We start from the raw sequence: 11,437 nt of genomic DNA, 5'->3' as shown, positions 1-11,437 counted from the left end.
TTTGAATTTACCCAAAATTTTATGATTTCCTGAACGGTGACAAAAGCCCGAGGTATACACATGTGGAAAACATGGTATCCTCGGGCTTTTGAGCAGTCCACAGCTTAAATCTGTGGACTAATTTCATCCTGTTATCTGTTATAATTGAATCACTACAAAACAAAAAAACAAAACAGGAACTGAGGTTATTTTACCATGAATTCTACAGAAATTTATCAAACAAAGCGAAGTTTAATCACTTTTTTAGAAAAACTGACCGAAGGTCTTTCTAAACCACGAAAGAAATTTTACAGTGATATTTTATATGGCATGTCTAAGGCTCAAAATACCCTGTTATCAGATATTGCACGAGCGTTAGAAGAAAATATTGACTTGCAGTACACCATTAAACGCTTATCTCGTAATGCTTCTGAAGAGAATGACTTGAAAGAGCTCCATCATAATTATTTAAATGGCTTAAGAACATCTATACCGGATAACCCTTTGGTTATCGTTGATGAATCAGAAATTGTTAAACCTTATGCCGAAAAGATGGAACATTTAGCTTTAGTCCGTGATGGGTCAAAGAATGTTTTAGAGAAAGGCTATCCTACAATCAATTTTTCAATGGCTACACTGAAAACGAAACATCCCTTGCCTCTGTATAATCATTTGTATTCTTCCAAGGAGAAAGATTTTCACAGTCAAAATATTGAAATAGCCAAAGGCTTTAATACAGTCACTTCGTTTTTAGGAAAGAAAAAGGCTACTTTCGTTATGGATCGTGGTTATGACACCAATACGATATATGAGTATGTCCAAGATATCGGCCATCACTTCATTACGCGACTAAAGGATAATCGTTATTTACTACATAGAAATCGTCGCGTGAAAGTCCCTGACTTAGCGCATCGTCGGAAAGGAAAAATCAACTTTAAGACGGAAATTCAAGGTGATGAATATAAATTAAAGGTTAGTCATATTAAAGTTAAGTTGCCTGTGTTAAAAGATTCCCCTCTTAATATGGTTGTTGTCTATGGCTATGGCGAAAAGCCAATGAAACTATTAACGAATCACTCCATCAATGGGAAGGACGATGTCCTTCGAATTCTGAAAAGTTATATTACTCGCTGGCGAATTGAAGAACTCTTTCGTGTTCAAAAGGAAGAGTTTCAATTAGAAAAAACGCGAACAATGACGGTCAGTTCATTACGCATTCTGTATACACTGATGAATTGTCTTGTTGGGCATTATTCGTTGGCCATTGAAAAGAGTAACTACCATACACAAACAGTCTTAGCACGGGCACGACCTTCAAACAAACGAAAGAAAATAAAGTTCTATCTTTATCGGTTCATACGAGGTATCTCTAAAATCCTCTCGTTTGATACGGTAGGTATCAGATACTTTTACAAAGTAGAAAAGCGTTCGAATCAGTTATCTTTACTGTGAATGAATAAACTGAATAATTTTTTAAAACGCGCATATGGGCGTTTTATTTGCATGGCTATTTTTAAACATAATTGCTAAAAATGAGGAATTAACGAATACAGGTTTTCTAATTACATGCAATAGTGGATATTTAATGTAAAAAGGGTAAATTCAAATCTGGTTCGTCCTATTGAAAGAGTCAATGTTATGATAGAAAGCTATCCTAAAGGGATTGCCGGGTTTAGAAGACTTCAGGAAGAAATTAGCCGTGAACCAGAAATACAAGACTCCTTGCATGCGATAGATGTAGAATCATTAATTGGTAATATTGACTATAAAAATGTAACTTTCAGTTATGAAGAACATAACCCGATATTAGATCAAGTCAATCTTTCAATTAAAGCAGGAGAAACCATTGCTTTTGTTGGGCCAAGTGGAGCTGGTAAAACCACTATATGTAATCTGCTTCCAAGATTTTATGAGATTGATTCAGGAAGTATTGAAGTTGACGGGCATAACATCCATGATATAAAGGTACAATCTCTCAGAGAACAAATTGGGGTTGTACAACAAGATGTATTTCTATTTCCAGGAACAATCAAGGAAAATATTCTTTATGGTGATTTGACTGCTAATGATGAACAAGTTCGTATGGCAGTAAAATTAGCCAATCTAGAAGAGGTTGTCAGCACTTTGCCAAATGGATTGAATACAGTAATAGGAGAACGCGGGGTGAAATTATCTGGCGGCCAAAAACAAAGACTTTCAATTGCCAGAATGTTTTTAAAAAACCCTCCTATTTTAATTCTTGATGAAGCAACTTCTGCTTTAGATACTGAAACAGAACAAGCAATTCAAGAAGCATTGGATTCACTGTCTGAAGGTCGAACAACTTTGATTATTGCTCATCGACTTGCTACAATCAAAAATGCTGATCGTATCGTCGTAGTAACGAAAAACGGTATTGAAGAGAAGGGAACACATGATGAGCTGATGGCGTTAGAAGGGGCATATAAACGTCTTTACGATGCTCAGTTTGCTCAATAAATATTCTGTAACATCATTATTTATACAGCCAGCAATTCTTTTGCTATCTATTCATAAGGAATTGCTGGCTGTACTTTTTATTTTATAAAACTATATAGTATACTAAAGATAAATCTTTATACAGAGAGAAGGCAGTGGGATGGAAGCAGAAATAAGACGAGCTACATTATTATCTAACTTAAAAGAAGCTAATGAGCCAATCATAGCCAGGAGTTTTGCAGAACAGTTCGATGTCAGTCGCCAGGTTATTGTGGGAGATATTGCCTTGTTAAGAGCAGAAGGACAAGAAATTCTTTCTACCACAAAAGGGTATGTTATGAGATCTAACTCATCAGAAAGACAAGAGCGAAGAATTGTTTGTCAGCATACTTTTGAACAGACACTCGAAGAGCTTTATCTAATTGTAGATCATGGTGGAGAAGTTATAGATGTAATTGTAGAACATCCCATTTATGGAGAAATGGTTGGTGGACTGAATATATCAAGCAGATTAGAAGCAAATGAATTTATACAAAAAATTAAAAATAATAAAACAACTTTACTAGCAGAATTAACCGGTGGACTGCATAGTCATACAATATCTGCGAAAGACCAGCTTACATTAGATCAAATCGTGGAAGCGTTAAAAGAGAAAAATCTAATCTACTATTAAGTTTCAGTTGTAATAATTTCCAAATCGTATATACTGTTTAGTGTAAAGACACCTGTAAACGCAGGAGTACACTGAGGAGTGATTTTTATCAAAAAAACAAATACATTAAGATTGACTGTGACGGCTCTGTTAACTGCGATTGCTATTGTAATCCCGATGGTTATGCCGATAAAAGTATTGATTGAGCCTGCATCATTTACTTTAGCAAGTCATGTACCAATATTTTTAGCTATGTTTTTCTCACCTGGGATAGCCGTAGCAGTTTCTTTAGGATCAGCTGTAGGATTTTTATTGGCTAGTTTTCCAATTGTAGTGGTTCTGCGTGCTTTGAGTCATGTCATATTTGCTTATGTGGGAGCAAAATACTTAATTAACCGCAGAGAACAAGTACTTAGATCCCCTTTAAAAAGTACGATCTTTTCGTTAGCGATCGGATGTCTCCATGGTGCTGCTGAAATGTTAGTTGTTTCAATGTTTTTCTTCGGTCTCATTCCGGGCTCAAGCTATTCAGAAGGTTTCTTCTTAGCTGTATTTTTACTAGTAGGAGTTGGAACGATTGTTCATAGTATGGTTGATTTCCTTATTTCACAATTCGTATGGACATCATTAGGTAGCAGAGTACAGTCATTGGCAAAAAGAATAGAGACTAAGTAAGTGAATTATGTAAGGTATCATGTAATAAAAGGAAAATTCATATGACAAATATTGAGCATTTTAAAAGTTTAGACATTAGAGTAGGAACAGTAGTGAAAGCCGAATTTTTTAAAGAAGCTAGGGAACCGGCTTATAAATTACAAATTGACTTTGGACACGAAATAGGTACTAAAAATAGTTCTGCTCAAATTACTGACCGTTACGATATTCAAGATCTCCTTGGAAAGCAAATCATTGCGGTAATTAATTTTCCTCCATTAAGAATTGCAGGTTACAAATCTGAAGTACTAGTGATAGGTGGCATCCTTTCAGACAAAGAAGTTGTCTTATTAAATATAGATGAACCAGTTCCCAATGGTACTAAAATAGGCTAAAAAAATTCCTCATCTTATTGATGGGGAATTTGCTTTTTAATAGGATTATGGTATACTAATGTTTGATTATTATAGGGCAATTATGCCCCGTTTTTAATAGTTTCGTTTATTAAATCGTTTATATTTTGTGCTGATTTTTGTGTGAGGGAGGCATTGATTTGGTTCGTATTCCAGAAGAAACAGTTACACAAATTAGAGAAAAATCTGATATTGTCAATGTGGTCTCACAATATGTTCAATTAAAAAAATCGGGCCAAAATCACTTTGCTCATTGCCCGTTTCATGAAGATAAAACACCTTCGTTTTCGGTCAATGAAAAGAAACAGATATTTCACTGTTTTAGTTGCGGAAGAGGTGGAAATGTATTTAGTTTCCTCCAGGAAATGGAAGGTATTTCGTTTCCAGAAGCTGTTATTAAGTCAGCAGAAATTGCAGATGTTCCAATAGATCAGGAAATAATTCAACAATCAAATCAATCTAGACCTAATGAAAATAGTAAATTCAGCAAATTACTAGCAATCAATGAAAAGACTAAAGAATTTTACCATCATATTTTGATAAATACAAAAGTTGGAGAAGCTGCTTATCAATATCTTTTAGATCGAGGTGTAGAGAAAGAGACCATAGAAGAGTTTCAACTCGGATTTTCTCCACCACAACGAAATGCTTTAAAATTGTATCTAGACAATCAAGAAGGCCTAGATAATACATTGCTATCGGAAACTGGATTATTTTCTGATAGAGAAGATCGTCAGTTGCTGGATCGTTTTTCTGGTAGGATTATATTTCCTATTAGAGATCACAAAGGTCAGACAGTAGCTTTTTCCGGCAGGATATTTGAAGGTGATAACAGTGAAACGACTCCTGGATTTCATTCAGCAAAATATGTAAATAGTCCAGAAACAGATTTATTCAATAAGCGTAAAATCTTGTTTAATTATGATAAAGCCAGGCCAATTATTCGCAGAGAAGGCGAAGTTTATCTTTTTGAAGGATTTATGGATGTTATTTCTTCCTGGCAAGCGGGCATTAGAAATGGGATTGCTTCAATGGGGACAAGTTTAACTCATGAGCAAATTCAGCAGATGGATCGAGTAACAGATAAAGTTGTTATTGCTTATGATGGAGATCAAGCTGGGTTGGAAGCGACCAAACGTGCCACAGAATATTTTACTGATCAAACTCATTTTACAATTGAAATAACTAGTTTCCCAGAAAAATTGGATCCTGATGATTACATCAAGTCAAGAGGGAAAGAAGCCTATAAAGATTTTCTATTACATGGTCGAGACACACTTATGAGTTTTCTGATGAAGTATTACCGAAACGGTAAAAACTTGAAAAATGAAAGTGAGCGTCTTTCTTATATTGAGCAAGTCTTGAAAAAAATGACAACTGTTAATTCTCCGGTAGAACGGGAGCTTTATTTCAATCAACTTGCTCAAGAATTTAAAGTAACCCAAGATACTTTAAAAGAACAGTTTCAACAACATGCATTTGAAAATCAAAAAAATCGTACGAAACAGTTAAAACAACAAAAAACCGACAGACAAAATGAAGCTTATTCTGTTCAGATTACTCGACAGAATAAACCAAAAAAAAGTTCTGTGGAACAAGCAGAAAAAATGCTGCTGAATAGACTTTTTTACCATGATGAGGTATGGTATACATTGCAGAACTTACCAACTGAATTTACTTTTCCACACGAACATTACCAAATTCTATATCTGTTATATGAATCATACTTTAGAGACAAAGGTGAGAACAATGTAGAAGCTTTTCTGGATTTTATTAAAGATCCGGAACATAAGAAAAAAGCCACAGAAATTTTGTGGATGGATCTAGGAGAAGAGCTGGTAACTGGAGAAATAGAAGATTATATTGATGTAATATCTAATCGATCACCGGTAGAAGCTAAGCTGAAAGCGAAAAGAGAAGAATTAAAAGAGGCAGAAAGAACTGGAGACAAACAGAAACAACAGTTTTTAACTATTGAAATCATTAACTTGAATCGCCAGCTAAAAGCTGCGAAAGAAGCATAAAGCAGGAGGCATACTATTTTATGGCCAAAACTAAAAAAGAAGTAAATAATGTTCAACCAAGCAAAAAATATGAAGCAGCTGTAAAGGAATTGATTAAAGAAACGAAAAAGAAAATGGAACAGACAATTTCTTATGTTGAATTAACCGATAAACTAGCTGAGCCTTTCGAACTCGAAAAAAATCAAATGGATAATTTGATTCAGAAATTCGAAGATGAGGGTGTTGGAGTCGTTGACGAAGACGGTAACCCTCTAGCAAAACAGTTAGACAAAGAAGAAGAAGTCGTTGAAGAAGCTAAGAAAGAAGAAATGATTGCTCCTCCTGGTGTTAAAATAAATGATCCTGTTAGAATGTACCTTAAAGAAATTGGTCGAGTAGACCTATTAAGCGCAAAAGAAGAAATAACTTTAGCAAAAAGAATCGAAAATGGAGACATTATTGCTAAACAAGAATTAGCGGAAGCCAACTTACGATTGGTTGTTTCTATTGCTAAGCGTTATGTTGGACGTGGAATGAGCTTTTTAGATCTAATTCAAGAAGGTAACATGGGATTAATGAAAGCTGTTGAAAAATTTGATTATGAAAAAGGGTTCAAATTTTCAACTTATGCTACCTGGTGGATTAGACAAGCTATAACCCGTGCAATTGCTGACCAGGCAAGAACGATTCGTATACCAGTTCATATGGTTGAGACAATCAATAAACTCGTCCGTATCCAGCGTCAATTACTTCAGGATTTAGGAAGAGAGCCTACACCTGAAGAAATTGGAGCAGAAATGGACTTGCCGACTGAAAAAGTTAGAGATATTTTAAAAATCTCTCAAGAACCGGTATCTCTTGAGACACCAATCGGCGAGGAAGATGATTCGCATCTGGGAGACTTTATAGAAGATAATGAAGCAACTAGTCCTGCTGATAATGCTGCTTATGAACTATTAAAAAGTGAATTAGAAGATGTATTAGATACATTAACAGATCGTGAAGAAAATGTATTGAGACTTCGTTTCGGGTTAGATGATGGACGTCAGAGAACACTTGAAGATGTAGGTAAAGTGTTCGGTGTAACTAGAGAACGTATCAGGCAGATAGAGGCGAAAGCACTTAGAAAGCTTCGTCATCCAAGTCGCTCAAAACAGTTGAAAGACTTCCTAGAATAAATCAAATTATCTAATAATGAATAAAGGCCACTTTAAAGTGGCCTTTTACTATTTAATGATACTAAAATATAGATTGAGAATATCAGCGGTTGGTGGTTTCTTTTGCTTTAATCCCCTATATTTGGTATAATTATATAGTAAACGTCAGAAAATAAGTATCTTACTTATTTAATATATATTCGGAAGGTGAAATTAATGAAATTAAAAGCAACTAAGCGTACTGAAACAGGTACATCAGCTTCGAAAAAAGCAAGAACTGAGGGATTAGTACCCGCAGCTATCTATGGTAAAGAATTGGAAACTGTGCCTGTATTGTTAAATCAGAAAGAATTGGAAGACACTTTGCGTAAGGTAGGGGCTAACGGAGTATTCGACGTTGAAGTTGACGGAGAAACTTATCATGTTTTTGTTAAAGAATTAAAAACAGCTGCTATCAAACCTATTTTGTATCATGTAGACTTATTATCCTTTACTAAAGGTCAAAAAGTTCATATGACTATTCCAGTTTATATTTCTGGGGAAGACGAAATCAAAGAAGGCTATGTTTCTCAATCAATCTCTGAATTAGAAGTTGAAGTTGCGCCAGCTGAAGCTCCTTCTGACTATACAGTAGATGTATCATCGCTTACTATTGGTGATACTATTAGTGTAAGTGATCTTGAAATTGGAGAAGGTGCTACACTATTGACTGATGCTGAATTAACTGTTGTTTCAATTTCTGCTCCTGATGCAGTTGAAGAAGAAACAACTGAAACATCAGATGACATGCCAGAACCAGAAGTGATCGGCGAAGACAAAGATGAAGATTCTGAATAATCTTTATTTTTCCTAACAATCACGTTTTTAACAGGACCTGCAGAAGAGAATTCTCTTCTGTGGGTCTTTTATTACATATTTCCTTTTATTCTGCTAGTGGAAGCTGTTAAAATGAGAAATATAAGAATTAAGAAGAGGTGCAGGATGGAATCGATACAATTATCTAAAAGACTAGAACAAGTAGCGGCATACATACAACCCGGAGCAAGATTAGCTGACATTGGTTCTGATCATGCTTATTTACCTTGTGCACTGGCTCAGAAAAAGTTAATTAACTGGGCAGTGGCTGGTGAAGTAGTAAAAGGTCCCTACAATAAAGCAAAAAAAGAAGTTTCGTATAGAAAACTTGAAAATAAAATTGAAGTTAGATTGGGAGACGGTTTGGAAGTCATTCACTCAGATGATAGAATCGATACAGTTACCATTTGCGGGATGGGTGGTACTCTGATTCGCGATATTTTACAGCGAGGAGTAAATAATGAAGTACTTTCCAGAAAAGAAAAACTGATTCTACAGCCAAATGTAGGCGAAAAGACACTCCGAACTTTCTTGATGAATAATCAGTACAAAATCATAAACGAGGAAATTTTAGAAGAAAACGATAAAATCTATGAGATCATTGTAGCGATTCCAACTGATGAAACTATTCAATATAGTGAACTAGAATTAACTTTTGGACCTGTTTTACTTATGAATTCTTCTTCGATATTCAAGCTGAAATGGACTCGTGAGTTAGAAAAACTCTTTTATATTAAAGAAGAACTAAAAAAGTCTAAAGAAGTGAATTCAATTAAATTAAACAGGTTAGATCAGGAAATTGATCAAATCACGGAGATGATAAAATGACCCAAGTAAAAGTTAAAGATATTATTCAACGAATCGAGCAGTTTGCACCTCCATATCTAGCTGAAGAATGGGATCCTATTGGCCTTTCTTTTGGTACATTAGATAAAGTAGTTAATAAGCTCATGATTGCTCTTGATGTTGATGCCGATACAATTCAGGAAGCTCAGGAATTAGGAGTTGATCTAATTTTTACTCATCATCCTGCTATTTTCAAACCATTAAAGTCATTGAATACTGAGAATCCCCGCAGGAGTGAATATATTGATTTAATTAAATCAGATATAGCTGTTTTTTCTGCTCACACGAATATAGACGCTGCTGACTTCGGTATGAGTGACTGGTTAGCTGATGCTATAGGTCTTCCAAAAGACAGAGAAATAGTTTTTCCAACTTACCGTGAAGGTTATAAAAAATTAGCTGTATATGTTCCTGAAAAAGATGTTGAAAAAGTTAGAAGAGCATTACATCTTGCTGGAGCTGGTGAAGTAGGAGACTATCAAGATGTTTCATATAGTATTAAAGGACAAGGCAGATTCACTCCGCAAAAAGGGTCAGATCCTACTGTTGGAAAGATAGGAAAAGAAGAGATCGTCAATGAAGTTCGTATTGAAGTGATGTTCCCTCGTCAGTTAACGACAAATGTAATAAATGCAGTACAAACCGCCCATCCCTATGAAGAACCTGTTTATGATCTTTATACTCTTGAAAACGAAAATAAAGTTTATGGTTATGGAAGAATCGCTGCCTTTGAAATTACAACTGAAGAGATGTTGACAAAAGTTACGTCCGAACTTGAACTTAATGGTCTGAAGTATGCAAGTAAAAATCCGAAAAAATTGCACAAAAAAGTGGCTATATTTGGAGGAGCGGGTTCTGACTATTATTTCGATGCAAAACAAAAAGGTGCCACACTTTTTATTACTGGGGACGTTTCTTATCATAATGCACAGGATATGTTAAGAGATGGGGTTGATGTTATCGATGCTGGTCATTATATCGAATCAGTTTTCGTTTCAGAAATGCACCAGATCATTAATAACTGGAAGATAGAAGAAAATTGGGATCTTAAAATTTACCCTTCCAAAAAGCAAAAAGATGTATTTAATTTTAAATAATATCAGGAAATGACTGACTTTTTAGTGTAAAATAAAAGAATCAATATAGTAAACAGAAAAGGAAGGACCAATATGTATACAAACTTAGTAGATCGTTTTATAAAATATGCAAAAATTAATACTCGTTCAGACGAGTCAAGTACTATGGTTCCATCAACTCAATCACAAATAGATTTTGCAAATATATTAATGGCAGATTTAAAAGAAATCGGATTAAGTGATATTGAGTATAATGATAAAAATGGATATGTAACAGCGACTCTTCCTTCTAATATGGATCAGGAAGTTCCAACAGTTGGATTTATTGCTCATATGGATACAGCTGATTTTAATGCTGAAAATATTAATCCGCAAGTACATGAAAATTATGATGGTAAAGAAATCATCTTAAATAAAGATCAGAACATTATTTTATCTCCAGAAGATTTTCCAAATATGAAAAATTATATTGGCCAAACGCTTATTACTACTGATGGAACTACACTTTTAGGATCAGATGATAAATCAGGAATAGTAGAAGTGATTAGTGCTGTAGAATATTTACTTGCAAATCCAGAAATTAAACATGGAGACGTTAGAATTGCTGTTGGACCAGATGAAGAAATTGGTATTGGGGCGGATCGCTTCGATGTAGAACATTTTAACGCAGAATTTGCATACACTGTCGATGGTGGTCCTATTGGTGAACTGGAATATGAGAGTTTTAATGCCGCTTCTGCAAACATAACAATTCAAGGTAAAAATGTTCATCCAGGTACTGCTAAAAATACAATGGTCAACGCATTAAAATTAGCCATTGAACTTGATTCAATGCTGCCTGAAAATGAAGTACCCGAAAAAACAGAAGACAGAGAAGGTTTTTATCATTTATTAGGCATTAATGGAACGGTTGAAGAAGCAAGTATGGGATATATTATTCGTGATCATAGTCGAGAGAAATTCAATGAGAAAAAGGAAATGATCCAATCAATTGCAAAACAGATTAATAATCGATTTGATCAGGATCGAATCAAAGTTGAAGTAAAAGATCAGTACTACAATATGAGAGAAGTTATTGAAAAAGATATGCGCTCAGTAGAAATTGCAGATGAAGCAATGCGCAATGTTGATATTGAGCCTGATATCAAACCAATTAGAGGCGGAACTGATGGATCTAAGATCTCTTTCATGGGACTTCCAACACCAAACTTATTCGCTGGCGGAGAAAATTTCCATGGTCGTTACGAATTCGTTGCTGTTGAAAGTATGGTTAAAGCTACTGATGTTATTGTAGAAATCATTATGCTAACCAGCAAAAAATAAGAACTTCTTTAAAAAGATAGAT

General features: G+C 34.8%; 10 protein-coding genes and 1 pseudogene. All 11 read left to right on the top strand.

Annotated features, from left to right (window positions below):
* The first annotated feature begins 195 nt into the window (after positions 1-195).
* Positions 196-1,431, top strand: a complete 1,236-nt coding sequence (locus BM212_RS07230) for a transposase (protein ID WP_091895368.1) — start codon at positions 196-198, stop codon at positions 1,429-1,431.
* Positions 1,432-1,590: 159 nt separating this feature from the next.
* Positions 1,591-2,457, top strand: a pseudogene (locus BM212_RS07225) (ABC transporter ATP-binding protein); the annotation flags it as partial.
* Between the two features lie 139 nt (positions 2,458-2,596).
* Positions 2,597-3,109 carry a transcription repressor NadR gene (locus BM212_RS07220; RefSeq protein ID WP_091897676.1) on the top strand — a complete coding sequence of 171 codons (513 nt, stop codon included), beginning with the start codon at positions 2,597-2,599 and terminating at the stop codon, positions 3,107-3,109.
* Positions 3,110-3,187: 78 nt separating this feature from the next.
* Positions 3,188-3,763: a hypothetical protein gene (locus BM212_RS07215; protein ID WP_335628855.1), complete on the top strand. Its 576-nt coding sequence runs from the start codon at positions 3,188-3,190 to the stop codon at positions 3,761-3,763.
* Between the two features lie 41 nt (positions 3,764-3,804).
* Positions 3,805-4,137 carry a tRNA-binding protein gene (locus BM212_RS07210; protein ID WP_091897673.1) on the top strand — a complete coding sequence of 111 codons (333 nt, stop codon included), beginning with the start codon at positions 3,805-3,807 and terminating at the stop codon, positions 4,135-4,137.
* 158 nt (positions 4,138-4,295) lie between these two features.
* The gene (gene dnaG / locus BM212_RS07205) at positions 4,296-6,179 is read left to right on the top strand and encodes a DNA primase (protein ID WP_091897671.1); all 1,884 of its coding nucleotides are present in this window, start codon (positions 4,296-4,298) and stop codon (positions 6,177-6,179) included.
* A 20-nt stretch (positions 6,180-6,199) separates the two neighbouring features.
* Positions 6,200-7,336 carry an RNA polymerase sigma factor RpoD gene (rpoD, locus tag BM212_RS07200; RefSeq protein ID WP_072694939.1) on the top strand — a complete coding sequence of 379 codons (1,137 nt, stop codon included), beginning with the start codon at positions 6,200-6,202 and terminating at the stop codon, positions 7,334-7,336.
* A gap of 195 nt (positions 7,337-7,531) precedes the next feature.
* Complete coding sequence (locus tag BM212_RS07195; protein ID WP_091897668.1) at positions 7,532-8,152, top strand: 50S ribosomal protein L25; 621 nt, start codon at positions 7,532-7,534, stop codon at positions 8,150-8,152.
* Positions 8,153-8,296: 144 nt separating this feature from the next.
* On the top strand, positions 8,297-8,998 hold the full coding sequence (locus BM212_RS07190) for a tRNA (adenine(22)-N(1))-methyltransferase (RefSeq protein WP_072694937.1): 702 nt from the start codon (positions 8,297-8,299) through the stop codon (positions 8,996-8,998).
* Positions 8,995-10,113, top strand: coding sequence for a Nif3-like dinuclear metal center hexameric protein (locus BM212_RS07185; RefSeq protein ID WP_072694936.1), 1,119 nt, complete (start codon positions 8,995-8,997; stop codon positions 10,111-10,113). The genes BM212_RS07190 and BM212_RS07185 overlap by 4 nt, the downstream gene beginning before the upstream one ends.
* A 72-nt stretch (positions 10,114-10,185) precedes the next feature.
* The gene (gene pepT, locus BM212_RS07180; protein WP_091897665.1) at positions 10,186-11,415 is read left to right on the top strand and encodes a peptidase T; all 1,230 of its coding nucleotides are present in this window, start codon (positions 10,186-10,188) and stop codon (positions 11,413-11,415) included.
* Positions 11,416-11,437: the final 22 nt, after the last annotated feature.

Source organism: Marinilactibacillus piezotolerans, from assembly GCF_900114235.1.
GTDB classification, from domain to species: Bacteria; Bacillota; Bacilli; order Lactobacillales; family Carnobacteriaceae_A; genus Marinilactibacillus; species Marinilactibacillus piezotolerans.
Note: the sequence above shows the minus strand (reverse complement) of the source record. Positions and strands in the feature narration are given on the sequence as shown.